The sequence below is a fragment of the Demequina maris genome (genome assembly GCF_000971155.1).
GTDB classification, from domain to species: domain Bacteria; phylum Actinomycetota; class Actinomycetes; order Actinomycetales; family Demequinaceae; genus Demequina; species Demequina maris.
The window spans coordinates 226,673-242,616 of the sequence record NZ_BBLX01000004.1 but is presented as its reverse complement, the minus strand read 5'-3'; the positions used below and the strand labels follow the sequence as shown (position 1 = coordinate 242,616).

9 protein-coding genes are annotated in these 15,944 nt (G+C 73.4%); 2 read left to right on the top strand and 7 right to left on the bottom strand.

Annotated elements, in window-relative coordinates:
* Positions 1-18: 18 nt before the first annotated feature.
* The 6 genes from AOM02_RS06805 to AOM02_RS06780 form a co-directional block, all read right to left on the bottom strand.
* A complete protein-coding gene (locus AOM02_RS06805) occupies positions 19-1,830 on the bottom strand; it encodes an AMP-dependent synthetase/ligase (protein ID WP_062298065.1) in 1,812 nt (603 codons plus the stop codon).
* A gap of 102 nt (positions 1,831-1,932) precedes the next feature.
* Positions 1,933-2,895, bottom strand: a complete 963-nt coding sequence (locus tag AOM02_RS06800; protein ID WP_062298062.1) for an alpha/beta fold hydrolase — start codon at positions 2,893-2,895, stop codon at positions 1,933-1,935.
* A gap of 305 nt (positions 2,896-3,200) precedes the next feature.
* Positions 3,201-3,644, bottom strand: coding sequence for a YbhB/YbcL family Raf kinase inhibitor-like protein (locus AOM02_RS06795; RefSeq protein WP_062298059.1), 444 nt, complete (start codon positions 3,642-3,644; stop codon positions 3,201-3,203).
* Positions 3,645-3,735: 91 nt separating this feature from the next.
* The gene (locus AOM02_RS06790; RefSeq protein WP_062298051.1) at positions 3,736-4,845 is read right to left on the bottom strand and encodes a branched-chain amino acid aminotransferase; all 1,110 of its coding nucleotides are present in this window, start codon (positions 4,843-4,845) and stop codon (positions 3,736-3,738) included.
* Between the two features lie 99 nt (positions 4,846-4,944).
* Positions 4,945-5,994 (bottom strand): 3-isopropylmalate dehydrogenase, encoded by a 1,050-nt coding sequence (locus tag AOM02_RS06785; RefSeq protein WP_062298049.1) that lies wholly within the window; start codon positions 5,992-5,994, stop codon positions 4,945-4,947.
* A 208-nt stretch (positions 5,995-6,202) separates the two neighbouring features.
* The gene (locus AOM02_RS06780) at positions 6,203-6,757 is read right to left on the bottom strand and encodes a hypothetical protein (protein ID WP_062298047.1); all 555 of its coding nucleotides are present in this window, start codon (positions 6,755-6,757) and stop codon (positions 6,203-6,205) included.
* Between the two features lie 193 nt (positions 6,758-6,950).
* On the opposite strand from AOM02_RS06780, the gene AOM02_RS06775 reads away from it, so the two are divergent.
* Positions 6,951-11,060, top strand: a complete 4,110-nt coding sequence (locus AOM02_RS06775; protein ID WP_169746608.1) for an nSTAND1 domain-containing NTPase — start codon at positions 6,951-6,953, stop codon at positions 11,058-11,060.
* Between the two features lie 61 nt (positions 11,061-11,121).
* Here AOM02_RS06775 and AOM02_RS14485 read toward each other — a convergent pair whose 3' ends face one another.
* Positions 11,122-11,604 carry a hypothetical protein gene (locus AOM02_RS14485; RefSeq protein WP_062298042.1) on the bottom strand — a complete coding sequence of 161 codons (483 nt, stop codon included), beginning with the start codon at positions 11,602-11,604 and terminating at the stop codon, positions 11,122-11,124.
* Positions 11,605-11,736: 132 nt separating this feature from the next.
* Here AOM02_RS14485 and AOM02_RS06765 point away from each other — a divergent pair, with 132 nt between their 5' ends.
* Complete coding sequence (locus AOM02_RS06765; RefSeq protein ID WP_062298040.1) at positions 11,737-15,939, top strand: nSTAND1 domain-containing NTPase; 4,203 nt, start codon at positions 11,737-11,739, stop codon at positions 15,937-15,939.
* Positions 15,940-15,944: the final 5 nt, after the last annotated feature.

The window sequence follows — 15,944 nt, the reverse complement described above, 5'->3', positions numbered from 1 at the left end:
GCGGCCCGGGGACCGCCCCTAGGAGCGAGCCTGGCTCGGCGAGCCGCCGGCGGGTGCGTAGATCGACGCGATCACATCGGCGAAGTGCTCCATGACCGTCTCGCGGCGAACCTTGAGCGAGGCGGTCATCTCCTCCTGCGCCTCCGTGAACTCGCGCGGCAGGATGCGGAACTCGCGGATCGCCTCGGCACGGGAGACGTGCTCGTTCGCTGTGGCGATGGCACGCCCGATGAGCTCGCGGACCCGGTCGTGGCGAGCGGCCTCCTCGACGGGCATGTCGGGCAGGTCGTGCGCCGCGAGCCAGCTGGGCAGCAGCACCGGGTCGAGAGTGACCACCGCCGACACGAAGTGGCGGCCGTCGCCGATCACCACGGAGTCCTGGATCGCCGGGTGGGAGCGCAGCGAGTCCTCGAGCGTGGCGGGCTGGACGTTCTTGCCCGAGGAGAGCACGAGGATCTCCTTCTTGCGTCCCGTGATCGTGAGGTTGCCCTCGTGGATCTCGCCGAGGTCTCCCGTCGCGAACCAGCCGTCGCGCATGACCGCGGCGGTGGCCTCGGGCGCGTTCCAGTAGCCGGCGAAGAGGTTGACGCCGCGCGCGAGGATCTCGCCGTCCTCGGCGAGCGTGATCTCGCAGCCGGCGATCGGGTGGCCCACGGTGCCCATCACCTGACCGGTGCTCGGGGTGCCCATGTGGGCGGCGGTGGTCTCGGTGAGGCCGTAGCCCTGCATCACGGTGACGCCGAGGCCGCGGAAGAAGTGGCCGATGCTCGGCGTCAGCTTCGCACCGCCTGCGAGCACGTAGCCGAGCTGCCCGCCGAGAAGGTGACGGATCTTCTTCAGCACCAGGGCGTTCGCGACGGCGTACTGGAGCTTGAGGACGATGCCGTGCCCGCCTGACTCCTGAGCCTTCGACACCTCGCGCGCGACCCAGGCGGACCAGCGGAAGATCCTCTTCTTGACGCCGGTCTGCGCGCCGTCGGCACGGTTGTAGATGGTCTCGAGCACGCGCGGGACGAGCGGCATCCAGGTCGGCCGGAACGAGGCGAGATCCGCGGCGAGCGTGCGGTGGTTCGGCGTGTAGCCGATGACGGCCCCGGACGACAGCGCGAGCACCATCGCGAGGCGTGCGAACACGTGCGCGAGCGGAAGGAACAGCAGCACGCGGGTCTCGCCCTGCACGAAGGCGCCGAAGTGCGGATCGAGCTCGATGTTCGCGCAGTGGGCCACCAGGTTGCCGTGCGTGAGCATCGCGCCCTTGGGCCGGCCCGTGGTGCCGGAGGTGTAGATGATCGAGGCGAGGTCGCCGAGCACCACGTCGGCCGTGCGAGCGTCGAGGGCGTCGTCGGTGACCTCCTCGCCCGCGCCGGCGATGGCGTCGAGGCCGTCGGCGGTGAGCGCGAGCGCGGTGGGCGCGTGCGCGAGACCGGTCAGCATCGCGCGCTGCTCGGGTGTCTCCGCGGCCACGAAGTCGAGGCCGGCGTCCTCGACGATCCACGCGCACTGCACCGCGGAGGAGGACGGGTAGATCGGGACGGTCACGCCGCCCACGGCGAGGACCGCGAAGTCCATGACGGACCACTCGAGGCTCGTGTCGCCCATGACGCCGACGCGGTCGCCGGCGGCCACGCCCGCGGCGATCAGACCCTTCGCGACGGCGCGCACGCGCTGCTCGAAGTCGGCCCGGGTGACGGTGCGCCAGGCGCCGGACTCGGACTTGACCTCGGCGAAGGGCGCGGCAGGGTCGGCCGCGGTGCGCGCGCGCAGGAGCGCGGTGAGGTGGAGGTGTTCGTCGACGGTGGCGAGGGCGGGGGACGTCATGCTGCTCTGCATGGAGCAAGCCTAACCTACGCCACCGTAGGTTATTGCGGGCCTGAAGGCCCGGCGGGTCACGGCTCCAGGAGGCTCGGGAGCACTCCGGCCGCCTCCGCGCCCTCACGCCGCGGCCGCGGCGCTCCACCAGCCGTCGATGAGGCGCGCGTGCCGCGCCGGGTCGTCGAGCCACGGCTGATGACCCGAGCTCTCCATCACGTGCACGGTCGACTGCGGCGCGTGGCGCGCCCAGGCGCGCACGCGCTCGGGACGCGCGAACGGGTCGCGGTCGCCCACGATCCACAGGCTCGGCATGCGCAGCGCCTCGAGCGTCTCCTTGCCGGCGACCCAGTCGGGGCGCAGGCCGCGCCAGGTGGCGGAGCGGCGGATGAGCGAGAGCTCGTGCCAGTACGTGTCGGTGTACCGCGACAGCGCCATGCGCCACGCGAACTCGGCGGCGGGCGGGCCACCGGCGTCGATCAGGTCGCCGTGGCCCATGGCGCGGAAGGAGCGGCGCAGGTCCGCCTCGTTGACCTTGTGCGCCGCGACGATGCGGGCGACCGGGGTCAGCGCGGTCATGCGGAGCTCGCGCGGCAGCCGCATGCCGCGCACCGCGGGCACGCCCTCGATCACGACGCTGTCGACCAGGTCAGGCCGGCGCGCCGCCGCCACCAGCACGGTGCCGCCGCCGGCGGAGTTCCCGAGCAGGTGCGCGGGCCCGCCGACGAGCCCCTCGATGACGGCCGAGAGGTACGCGGTGATCGCGGCCCGGAGGTCGTCGGGCGTCATGTCCGAGTAGTCGAGCGCCTCGCTCAGCCCGCAGCCGGGGCGGTCGACGACGATCGCGCGCACGCCGGGCAGCGCCGCGACCAGCGGGACGAAGACGTTGCCTGCGGTCGGGTTGCCGTGGACGAAGACGACGGGCCGGCCCTCGCCGTGCTCGAGCGCCCGCACGCGGATGCCGTAGCCGGGCACCTCGACCCACCGCTCGACCGGCGTCATCCCGTGGTGGGCCCAGACCTCCCGCTCAGCCTCGCGGTAGCGGGCGTCGTCGCGTCGCGAGACGCGCGGGACCACGGCGGTCATGTCGGTGCTCCTGAGGATGCGCGGGGGGCTGTCTCTCAGGATGCGCCCGGCGCGCGCGGGCCGCCACCCGAGGATGCCCCGGGTGTCGGACCGTGTCGCTCGGCGTTTTCATGCACTTCGGCCGATCTCGCGCCGGACCATTCCTCGGCACGGCCCCTCAGGTCGGAAGTGGACCCGTGTTGGGCGGGCCATCTGCGCGCGACTGATGCGGAAACGGGCCTTGGCGCGTCCGAAGTGCATGAAATCGCCGAGCACGGGAGGCGCAGGGTCGCCGCGTGCGCGGGTGTGCCGATCCCGCCGACGCCTCAGCGCGAGTAGGTCGCGACGAGCCTGGCCTGCTCGACGATCGCGTCGCCGTAGCGGTGGAGGAACTCGTCGCGCGTGGGCTCACCCTCGACCGGACGGGTGAGCGCGTACAGGTGGAAGTAGTACCGGTGGTCGCCGTGGCCGTAGGGCGGGAACGGGCCGACATAGCCATGCCCGCCGTCGTCGTTGGGCCCGGGACGGCCCGCGTCGATGTCGATCGCGCCGTCGAGCGGTGCGAGCCCGTACAGCGTCCAGTGAGTGAAGCCGAACGGCTTGGGCGCGTCCGGGTCGTGGCAGACGACGGCGAGCTCTACCGCCTGCGCGGGGATCCCGTCGACGACCAGGCGCGGGGTCTCCGCGCCGAACTGGCCGGCGAAGCGGTCGTCGATCCGCTCCATGTCCGCGATGTCGGGGCTGGTCAGGGTGAGGTCCTTGACGGGCACGTGCTCCTCCTCGGCGTCGGCTGCTCCCTCCCATCTTGGGGGGTGAGCGGCGGACGCGCGAGGGCGCGGGGCGGGCCCGCGCATCGTCCCGTCAGCGGACCTTGGTCATCCAGCCGTAGGTGTCCTCGGAGCGGCCGTACTGGATGTCGGTGAGCCGCTGACGGACGGCCGTGGTGACCGCGCCGGGCGCGCCGTCGCCCACGGTCACGTCGAAGTCCGTCGAGGCGATGCGGCCCACCGGCGTGATGATCGCCGCGGTGCCGCACGCGAAGACCTCGGTGATCTCGCCGTCCTCGATGCCCTCGCGCAGCTCGGCGAGGGTGATGTCGCGCTCGACCACCTTGAGGTCGCGCTCCTCGACGAGCTGGATGACGCTCTTGCGAGTCACGCCCTCGAGGATGTTGCCGTTGATGATCGGCGTGAGCACGGTGCCGTCCTTGCGGACCGCGAACACGTTCATGCCGCCGAGCTCCTCGAGCACCGAGCCCGTGGCGGCGTCCAGGTAGAGGACCTGGTCGAAGCCGCGCTCGTAGGCGGCCATCTGCGGGCGCAGGGAGGCCGCGTAGTTGCCGCCGCACTTCGCGGCGCCGGTGCCGCCCGGGCCCGCGCGGTGATAGTCGCGCTCGACCCAGATGCTCACGGGCTTGATGCCGCCCGGGAAGTACGGGCCCGAGGGCGACGCGATGAGCAGGTAGTCGACCCGCTTGGGGGCGCGCAGCCCGAGGAACACGTCCGTGCCGATGAGGAACGGGCGCAGGTACAGCGACGTCTCGGGGGCATCGGGCACCCACGCGTGGTCGAGCTCGATCAGCGCAGCGATCGAGGCCATGAAGTCCTCGACGGGCAGCTCGGGCAGCGCCATGCGCCACGCGGAGCGCTGGAGGCGCTCGGCGTTCGCGACGGGGCGGAACAGGTGGATCGAACCGTCGGCCCAGCGGTACGCCTTCAGTCCCTCGAAGATCTCCTGGGCGTAGTGCAGCACGGAGGCCGCGGGGTCCATCGGGATCGGGCCGTACGGCTCGACGCGACGGTCGCCCCAGCCCTCCTCGGCGGTCCAGGTCATGTGGGCCATGTGGTCCGTGAACTGGAGGCCGAAGGCGAGGTCCTTGAGCTTCTCCGCGCGCTCGGCGTCGGTAGCCGGGCTCGGGTTCGGGACGACGCGGAAGGCCTCGGCGGTGGACGATGCGGCGGTGTCGGTCACTTCAAAGCCTTCCTGGGATGCGGGGTGAGTACGAGAGTAGTCGGCGGAGGAGGCGACGCCTTGCGCCCCCTCCTCCGCCGCGACGGGGTCCGGTCCGGGCTAGCCGCGGATGCGGGCGGCGACCGCGTCGCCGACCTCGGCGGTGGTGCGGGGGCCCCAGCCCTCCGCGACCTTGGCCGCCGCATCGTCCGCGACCGCCTGCTCGACCGTGGCGGCCAGCTCGTGGTGGCCGAGGAAGTCGAGCATCATCGCGACCGACAGCACGGTGGCCGACGGATCCGCCTTCTGCTGGCCGGCGATGTCGGGCGCCGAGCCGTGGACCGGCTCGAACATCGACGGGCCGGTCTTGTCGGGGTTGACGTTGCCGGACGCCGCGAGGCCGATGCCGCCGGAGATCGCGGCGGCCTCGTCCGTGAGGATGTCGCCGAAGAGGTTGTCGGTGACGATCACGTCGAAGGACGACGGGTCGGTGACGAGCTTGATGGTCGCCGCGTCGACGTGCAGGTAGTCCCAGGTGACGTCCGGGAACTCCGGCGCGACGGCCTCGACGGTGCGGCGCCACAGGTGGCCCGCATGGACGAGCACGTTGTGCTTGTGCACGAGCGTGACGTGCTGGCGCTCGCGGCCGGCGGCGACGGAGAACGCGTAGCGGACCACGCGCTCGACGCCGTGGCGGGTGTTGACGGAGACCTCGGTCGCGATCTCGTGCGGGGTGTTCACGCGGAGCGCGCCGCCGTTGCCGACGTACGGGCCCTCGGTGCCCTCGCGGACCACGACGAAGTCGATGTCGCCCGGGTCGCGCAGCGGCGAGACCTCGCCCGGGTACAGGCGGGAGGGGCGCAGGTTCACGTACTGGTCGAGCTCGAAGCGGAGCTTGAGGAGCAGGCCGCGCTCGAGGACGCCGGACGGCACCGTCGGGTCGCCGATCGCGCCCAGCAGGATGACGTCGTGACCCTTGATCGCCTCGAGGTCTGCGTCCGTGAGGGTCTCCCCCGTCGCGTGCCAGCGCTTCGCGCCGAGGTCGAACTCGGTGGTCTCGAACGTGAGGTCGGTGCCCTCCGTCGCGGCGGCGAGGCACTTGAGCCCCTCCGCCACGACCTCCGGGCCGATGCCGTCGCCGGCGACCACCGCGAGGCGGTAGGACGTCATGAGGTTCCCCTTCGAAGTCGTGGTCGAAGCCGGCTCATGGCGGCCCGACCGCCTCGTGAGCGGGGGCCGCGCGACCGGCCTGTCGTGTGCTCATCCTAGGGCCGTTGTCCACGATACGACAACCGCGTCTCGCATCGCGAGACGCTGAGGTCGGTGAAAGGGGGAGGTCCCGATCGGGACCTCCCATCGCCGAGCAGTCGGTGCTGCCTCACTCGGCGTAGTCCGGCACGCCACCGCACATCGGCTCGTAGTCGTCCACGGCGTAGGGCGGGAGCCCACCGCAGATCGGCTCGTAGTCATCCACCGCGTAGGGCGGCACGCCGCCGCACATCGGCTCGTAGGCGTCGTCGGTCGCGTCCTCGTCGGACTGCGCATAGGGCGGAAGCCCACCGCACATCGGCTCGTACGCCTCGTCCTCCTCGGTCGCGCCGTAGGCACCCTCGGGCACGCACGGCATCGGCGTGTAGGCCTCGTCCTCCTCGGTCGCGCCGTAGGCACCCTCGGGCACGCACGGCATCGGCGTGTAGGCGTCGTCCGATCCGGCGCCGGTGTCGCTCAGCGACTCCTCGGAGCCCCACGAGCCACCCGAATAGACGTAGCCGACCGCCTCGTCGCTGCCGGACGGGGTGTCATCAGTGTCGTTGGCCACCGCGACTGCTCCCATGGACATCGCGGCTGCTCCGACGAGCCCCGCGACGAGTCCGAGACCCTTGGCGACGACCGGCACGCGGTTGCTGGTCCGTTGCTTCAGCAGAGTCCACATGATCTTGCCCTCCTTCCAGGGACACCTTCAGGACACACCCGCCCCGCCAGGCCCCGGTATGCGCCCTGCTCGGCCCGGTATGCGTGGGGTATGCGCGACCCGCCGGGCGTTTGACCGCGGGCGTCCGCGGTTCCACAGTGGAAGGGTGAGGGTCTCCGTCCTCGGGGGAACGGGCCCCTCGGCGGAACCGGGGGTGAGCCCGCGGGAGCAGGCCGTGCTCGAGGCGCTCCTGGTGGCCCGCCCCGCCTGCGCCAGCGCCGACCGGATCGCCGAGGCCCTCTGGTCCGACGATCCGCCGAAGACGTGGCTCAAGCAGCTCCAGGCGGCGATCGGGCGGCTCCGGAAGGTGCTCGGCCCCGACTCGATCTCGACCACTCCCACCGGCTACCGCATCGTCCCCACCGCCGACGGCGGCACAGTCGAGGCCGACGTGGACGAGTTCGAGGCTGCGGTCGACCGCGCTCGCGGCTACTCCGCCGACGGCGAGCACCAGCGCGCGGTCACCACGCTCGAGCGTGCGTTGAGCCTGTGGCGCGCGCCGCCGTACGAGGCGATCGCGGACTGGCCCGCCGCGCACGACGAGGCCGCGCGGCTCGCGGAGGTGCGCGAGTCCGCGCTCGACGACCTGCTCGAGGCCCGGCTCGCGGCCGGGGACCACCGGGCGGTGGCGGAGCACGCCACCGCGCTCGTGGCCTCGCAGCCGTACCGCGAGCGGCGCTGGCACGCCCTGGCGCTCGCTCAGTACCGGTGCGAACGTCAGGCGGACGCGCTCGACACGACCCGTCGGGCGCAGCGCCTGCTGGTCGACGAGCTCGGGATCGATCCGGGTCCGTCGCTGGCCGAGCTCGAGGACGCGATCCTGCGACAGGATGCGGCGCTGCTCGCGCCGCCCGCCGCCCGCCCGCCGAGCGCCGGCTGCCCCTACAAGGGCCTGAGCGTGTACGAGTCCCGCGACGCCGACCTGTTCTTCGGCCGCGACGGGGACGTCGCCGCGGTGCTGGACCTGCTCGATCGCACCGGGTTCGTCACGGTCACCGGGCCGTCCGGCATCGGGAAGTCGTCGCTCCTGCGCGCCGGGGTGATCCCCGAGCTGCGCCGCCGCGGGCTGGACCCGGTGCTGCTCGGCGCCACGGCCACACCTGCCCAGGTCGCGACGGCCTCCCGTAGCGCGCCGCTCATGCTGGACGACGTCGGACGGGCCTTCGGCGATCCCGAACGCGCCGCCGCCTTGGCGGACGCGCTCGCCGACGCCCACGCCGCCGGCGCGCGCATCGCGATCGTGGTCCAGTCGCTGCAGCTCGACGCCTGCGTCGCCCAGCCGAGGATCGGCGCGCTCGTCAGCGCCGGGCTGCACCTGATGGCACCCCCGACGGCGGAGGCGATCCGGGACGTGGTCGAGCAGCCGGCGCAGCGCAGCGGGCTCACCCTCGAGCACGGACTCGTCGACGTGGTGCTGCACGACGCCGCGCGGGTCGACGCCTCCCTGCCGCTGCTGTCCCACTCGCTCGCGGCGACGTGGGAGAGGCGCGAGGGCAGCACGCTCACCATCGAGGCGTACGAGTCGACCGGGGGCGTGCTGGGCGCGGTGGCGCGAACCGCGGAGCGCGTGTTCCTCAACCTCGGGGCCGCCGAGCGGGTCGAATGCCGGACGCTCATGCAGCGCCTCGTCGAGGTGGGGCCGGACGGCTCCCTCACGCTTCACGCCGCCGACCCGGCCATCGTCCACAAGGCGCCGGCGCGCGCCGAGGCGGTGGCGCGCTTCGTCGCCGCGCGGCTCGTCGTGGCGCGCGCGGACGGCTACGTCCTCGCCCACGAGTCGCTCGCCCGCGCATGGCCGCGGCTGGCGCACTGGCTCGAGGAGGACGCCGAGGCGAGCCGGCAGCTCGCGCACCTCACCGCGGCCGCCGCAGCGTGGGACGACGGCGGCCGGAGCCCCGACGACCTGTACCGCGGCTCCCGGCTCGCGACGGTCGTCGCGTGGAGGGAGGGGTCGCGCGCGCCGCTCGCTCCCATCGAGGAGGAGTTCCTCGACCGCTCGGTGGCCGCCGCGGACGAGGTCGCCGCCCGCGAGCGCCGCCGGACCCGTCGGACCCGGGGGCTCAACGCGTCGGTCGCGGCCGCCGCGGTGGCCCTCGTCGCGCTCGGGGCCGCCACGTTCGCGCTGCACCGGTCGGCGGAGGCACGGCGACAGGATGCGGTGATCGCGTCGTTGACCGAGCGGATCGGCGACATGGCGACCTGGTCCCGGCCGGTCGCGGCCCTGCTCGCCGCCGAGGTCTGGTCCCGCGTGCCCGACGATCCCCGCGCGCGGGCCGCCCTCTTCGACTCGGCCGCGGCGCACCCGGATCTGACGTCGTCGTCGGTCCTCCCGGACTCCGGAGGACTCGCCTACGCGGACCTGGGCACGGGGACCCACGTGCTCGTGTCCGGTGCCGGCGTGCGCGGCATCGACGACGACACGGACGAGGTGGTGTGGGAGGTGTCGGCACCCGCGTCGTGGGCCGAGGTCGGCCGGCGTGCCGTGGCGGCGTCCGCGGACGGCTCGCTCGTGGCGGTGCTCGCCGACGCGGCGGGGTGCGACGGTGCCGCTGCCTGCGGCGCCCTCCTCACGATCGACGCCACGACCGGACAGATGGTGAACACGACCAGGCTGGAAGGCGCCGTGCCCGAGCGCGTCGGGCACCCGCTCCAGATCCAGGTGGATGCCGCCGGCACGAGCGTCGCCACGGTCAACCGCGAGCGCGGGACGGTCGAGCTGCGCAACCCCGCCAACCACAGGATCACGGGCACGATCCGGATCGCGGGCACCCGCGTGGACGATGTGGCGCTCGCCGCGGCGCGGACGGGCGAGATCGTCGTGACGCAGCCCGGCCAGGTGAGGCTCGTCGACCCGCGCACGGCCCAGCAGATCTCGGAGTTCTCGCTGCTGGCCTCCGCGACGGGCCTGTCCGCCGCCGTCACGGATGACGGCACGCTCGTGACCGCCGGCGCCGGAGCGCTCGCAGCCGTCGACCCGGTCACCGGGGACCCGAGATGGGTGGCCTCGCTCAGCGCCAACGAGACGGGACCGTGCGGCTGGTTGGCGGTCGACGACGACGCCTCGCATGTCTACTGCGCGGACTTCGACGGCGTGGTGACCGAATGGGACCTCACGACCGGGCTCAGCACCGGGCGGGTGCTCACCGCTCAGCCGGAGCACGCCGGGGCGCTCGCGCTCGCGCACGGCGAGCTCACGTCGGTCGCGGCGCTCACCCCGGTCGTGACGAGGTGGACCACCACCGGCGACGGCGCGGTCCGCCGCTCGATCGCCGCCGGTCAGGTGATGTTCGACGGGTATTCTCCGAGCGGCGCGCTCCTGCTCGTGAGCGGGCGCCGTTCCGACGACTCCGCGTGGGACACATACACCGACTTCGGCACCTGGGACGTGGCCGCCGACCGCCCGGTCGACAGCTTCGACAGCGTCACCGTCTTCGGATGGATCGACGAGGGCACGGTGCTCGCGTACGGGTTCACCGAGAACCACGCCGGCCGCTTCTCGCTGAGCGCGGGGCGGCTGACGACGACGTACTCGTTCGCACCGTCCGCACGCGTCTACCCGTCGAGCGACGGCAGCGCGCTGCACGTCATCGACGCGAACGGCCAGTTCCGGACCATCGACACGGCCACCGGCGCCGCCATCGGCCCCCGGCTGCGGATCGAGGGTGCGGTCGACCACGCGGCGTCCTCGCCGGACGGCAGCCTGCTCGTGATCTCGAGCACCCTCGGCGACGGGACGCCCGCCGTCCAGGTATTCGACGCCGCCTCGGGCGAGGCGCTGTCCCCCGTCCGGGAAGGCCTCTGGCTCGCGGAGGTCAACGACGGGGGCACGGTGGCCGCGGCAACCGCCGGGGGCGTCGCCCGGCTCACGACAGGGCTCGACCTGCTGGGCAGGAGCGACATGCCCGGTCGCAACGTCAGCACGATCGAGTTCAGCGATGCGGGTGACCTGTTCGTGGTCGGCGGCGACGGGAACGGCTCCGTGGTGTTCGACACCGTGTCCGGCCTACGTGTCGCGGGCCCGCTGACGTCGGACTCGCCCTACCTGTGGCCCGCGGCGCTACGTCCGGACGGACGCGAGGTCGCCGTGACCACGAGCGATGGCATCGACGTGTGGTCGCTCGATCCTGGGTCCCTGCGCGACGCGGCCTGCGCGTCCGCCGGCAGGGACCTCACGGCCGAGGAGTGGGAGACCTACCTCGCCCCGCTGGGCGAGTGGCGCTCGACGTGCGGATTCGGCGACGAGCCGCCCGACGCATCGTCCTGAGGCACGACGAAGGGGAGGCCCTGTGCGGGGCCTCCCCCGTCGCCGCGTCGTCGGACCGGCACTACTCGGCGTAGTCCGGCACGCCGCCGCTCATGGGCTCGTAGCCGTCCTCGGCGTAGACGGGCAGGCCGCCGCCGATGGGCTCGTAGCCGTCCGCGCTCCAGCCCTCGTAGGAGTAGGGCGGCTGCCCGCCGCTGATCGGGATCGTCGCGGGCGCGTGCCAGCCGTCGACCGCGTACGGCGGGACACCGCCGCTGATCGGCTGCGAGGCGACCTTGTCGACGACGCCGTTGAGGTTGAAGGCCTGCGGCTCCATGGGCGAGAGGTTGTCCTCAAGCGTGAACTGTGAATGGCGCTCGGGCACATAGGCGACGGCCTGGACCCGGGTGACGACCTGCGGGGGCTCGAAGCCGAGCCCAGGCCGGGGGTCGGACCACGCGCGGATGCCGACGGCGAGCACCGCGCCGACCACGAGCGCGATGACGATGGCGGCGGCGGCGAGCGTGGTCCGGCTCGTGTGGGAGAGGTGGATGCGGTGGGACATGGTGGCGCTCCTTTCAGGGACGCCTCCAACGGACCACGCGGCGCATCTCCGCCGGTCTCCCGCGGTGTTCCGGCGGTGTGCGGGCCGTCCACAGTCCTTGACCGTCGCCGGTGCCGCGCGAAGACTGAACTGGTGACCGTGGAGGTCCTCGGCGAGACCGCCGGCAAGGAGGCACCCCACCACAATCGGCGGGAGCGCTCGGTCCTCGCTGCCCTCCTGGTCATGCGGCCCACCGCGGTCAGCCCGGAGGTCATCGCGGAGGCGGTCTGGGGCGACGCGCCCCCCAGCACGTGGGCGAAGCAGATCCAGGGGTCGGTATGGCGGCTGCGGACCTCGCTCGGCAACGGCTCCATCGTCACGGTCGACCGGGCGTACCGCCTCGAGCTCCCTCGCGGTGCGGTCGACGTCGACGTCTTCGAGGACGAGGTCGCGCGTGCCGCCACCCTCGCAAGCGAGGGCGAGCACGGGCGCGCCGTCGTCGCCCTGGAGAGGGCGCTCGGGCTGTGGCGCACCTCCGATCCCTACGAGGCGGTCGCGGACTGGCCGCCGGCCGCCGTGGAGATCGAGCGGCTCACCGAGCTGCGCCGCCAGGCGGAGGACGACCTCCTCGCCGAGCGCCTCGCCTCCGGCGACCATCGCGGCGTCGCGGCGACCGCGTCCGCGCTCGCCGCGGCGGAGCCGCTGCGGGAGACGCGCTGGATCGCGCTGGCGACCGCGCTGTACCGATGCGAGAGGCAGGCCGATGCGCTGGCGGCGCTGCGGCGCGCGCGGGCGGTCCTGCGGGACGAGCTGGGCCTCGATCCCTCGCCCGCGCTCGTCGATCTGGAGCAGGCGATCCTGCGTCAGGACGAGGACCTGTCCGTCGCACCCGCGCTGCCCGCCCCGGACGACCGATGCCCCTACAAGGGGCTCAGCGCCTACGAGCCGGGCGACGCTGACGTGTACTTCGGGCGCGACGCGGACATCGCGCGTGCGGTGGCGACCCTCGATCGCATGCGCTTCCTGGTGCTGGCGGGCGCGTCCGGGACGGGCAAGTCGTCACTCCTGCGCGCGGGCGTGCAGCCGGCGCTCACGGCGCGCGGCACGACGATGGTCGAGGTGTCGCCGTCGGGCGCGGCGCTCGAGGAGATCACCCGCGCGCCCGCGCACGCGGTCATCGCGATCGACCAGTTCGAGACCGCCTTCTCCGCGTCGCTGGCCGCAGGGACGTCCCGTGAGATCTGCGACGCGCTCGCCGCGCACCACCGCGGCGGCGGCGGCGTGGCCATCGCCGTCCGCTCGGACCACCTCGACGCGTGCGCCGCCGATCCGGCCGTCGGGTCGCTGGTGCTCTCGAGCCTGCACCTCGTGACGCCCCTGCGCGCGGACGCGCTCCGGGCGGCGATCGAGGAGCCGGCTCGGCACGCGCACCTCACGCTCGAGCACGGCTTCCCTGACGTGGTGCTTGCGGACGCCGAGGCCGCCACGGGAGCGCTGCCGCTCCTGTCGCACGCCCTCGCCGAGACCTGGCAGCGACGCGAGGGCTCCACGCTCACGATCGACGGCTACAAGGCCTCGGGTGGGCTCCGCGGCGCGGTCGCGCGCTCGGCCGAGCTCCTCTTCACCAACCTCCCGGTCGACGACCGGCGCCGCTGCGCGCTCATCCTGCGCCGGCTCGTCACCCTCACGGAGGCAGGGGCCGTCGTCTCCCACCCGGTCGACTCACGCACGCTGGCCGACGAGGACCTGCAGCGGGTGGTCGGCCGGCTGGTCCAGGCGAGGCTCGTGAGCGCGCGCGAGCACCACCTCGAGCTCGCGCACGAGTCGCTCGTGCGCGCCTGGCCGCGCCTTCGCGGCTGGCTGGAGGCCGACGCTGAGGGCCAGCGCGCGCTCGGGCACCTGTCGACCGCGGCGGCCACGTGGGACTCGCTCGGAAGGCCCGCGGCGGACCTGTACCGGGGGCCACGGCTCGCGATCGCGTGGGACTGGGCCGACCGCGACGAGGATGCCCTCACCCCGCTCGAGCGCACGTTCCTGGTCGCGTCGCGCGACGCCGAGGAGGCCGAGCGTGCGGCCGCGGAGGAGGCCGAGCGGCGCGAGTCGCGCTCGCGGGCGCGCGTGAGGACGATGCGCCGGTGGGCCGTCGCGGCGGCCGCCACGGCGCTCGTCGGCATCGCGGCGGCGACCGTCGCGTACCGGGTCGCGGAGTCGCGCGGCACGACCGCGCGGGAGCAGACCGATCGGGCGCACCTCGAGGCGATCACCAAGGATTTCGCGGCCGTGATGGGAGCCTCACGCGACGTCGGGTTCTTGCTCGCGGCCGAGGCCTACCTTCGATGGCCGGACTCTCTGGCCGCGCAGGGCGCGCTCCTCACCGCCTTCGCCACCGACCCTGGCTTCCGCGGCGACCTTCACGTGCGGTACCAGCAGGTGCCGCACACGGCTGTCACCGCCGACGGGCTCCACCTGGTGCTGGGTTTCACGACCGGGGTCGAGGTCCGCCGGCTCGAGACCGGAGCGAAGGAGGTCGACATCGCCACGTCGGCCGCGTGGTCCTGGCCCGACGCTCCGGACGTGGCGGTGAGCGACGACGGAAGCGTCGCTGCGCTCGTGGCGCCGGACAGCCGCAGCGGCGCCGAGGAACGGCCGACCCTCGCCACCTTCGACCTCGACCAGCAGACCGAGCTTGCCGTGACGCCGCTCGACAGCGACGCGGTCGAGCCAGGCGGGCTCGCCGTGAGCCCCGACGGCACCTACGTCGCCGTCGTCGACGGCCGCACGGGAGACCTCACGGTGAGAGCCTCGGCGACGGGCCGCGACCTCGGGACGGTCGCGGTCGGTGCGCAGGACTCCCGCGTCGTGGAGTCACCGGGGGCGGTGGTGTTCGTCGACGACGTCACCGTGCTGCTCACCACCCTCGACGGCCGCATCCTCGTGGTCGACGTCCCCAGCGCCACGGTGACGCGCACCCTCGAGTCGCCCGCACGCCACGCGAACACCGCCACGATCGTCACCGACGACGGCACCGTGGTAGCGGCGGGCGACGACGGCCTGCTCGCGCTCTCGCTCAACTCGGGGCGCGTGCTCTGGGCACACGAGCACGTGGTCGTCGCACCGGGAGCGTGCCTCGCGCTCGCGGTCGCGCCCGCAACCGGCCGCGTCTTCTGCGCCGGCGAGGTCGGCGTGATCCGCGAGTACGACCTCGCCACGGGCGCGCCGATCGGGCAGGTGCGCGCGGCGCAGAACGGCGTCGTCGACGCGCTCGCCGTGACCCCGGACGAGGCGACGCTGCTCTCGACCGCGACGCGCGGGCGCGTCGTGTCGCGATGGAGCCTCGACGGCACCGGCCCCATCACCCGGGTGGTCGCACGCGCCCACGAGGCGGTCGACCGCTGGAGCGCGGACGGTCGAGGGCTCATCGTCGCGCGACGCGACCCCGTCGCGAACGCGTACGGCGCGACGGACGGCTACCGCGTCTGGGATGTCGCGTCGGACGTCGCGGTGCGCGACGCGCCCGCCGACCTCGAGGACCTGGCCTGGTTCGGCGAGGGACGCGTGATCGGGCTCACGGCCTCGACCGGCACACGCGACGTCTACGACGCCGCCACGGGAGTGCAGGTGGCCGCCGACGTCGTCCCGGCCGACGCATCGGCGCTGTTCGTCTCCGCGGACGGCACGCGCGCGTACGCCCTCTTCGACGACAAGACCGTCGAGACCTACGACACGAGCACCTTGCAGCGCATCGGCGACGCGATCCACGTCATCGGTGTGCCGACGCACGTGTCCGCATCGGCCGAGGGTGCGCTCGTCGCCATCACGTCGATGCTCGATGAGGGTCCGATCGTGCAGTTCCTCGACTCGAGGACGGGCCGACAGGTGGGGTTCCCGAACAAGTTCGTACGGAATGCGGCCCTCACCTCGGATGGCACCGCCATCGCGATCCACGATCAATACGTGCGCCGGTTCGACTCGGACTTCGTCCAGCGGGGCGAGACGCTCGGCTCCGGCGGCCTGCTCGACGCGCTCGAGTTCAGTGCGGATGGCACGCGGTACCTCGTCTCGGCTCGTGACGGCTCCGTCTCGCTGTTCGACACCGCTGGGGCCGAGCTGATCGGCATCCCGCTCGACGCCAACTCCCCGGGCGCCACCGCGGGCTTCCTCCGGCCCGACGGGCTCGCGATCGCGGTGAACGTCGAGGAGGGCGTCGCCGTGTGGGACGTGGATCCGGCGCACATGTATCAGGCCGCCTGTGAGACCGCCGGGCGGAACCTGTCGCAGCAGGAGTGGGACGCGTACCTCGCGGACGTCGGCGAGTGGCGGAAGACGTGCCCGCAGTACTCCAAGCCGAGCTGGTAGCCCGC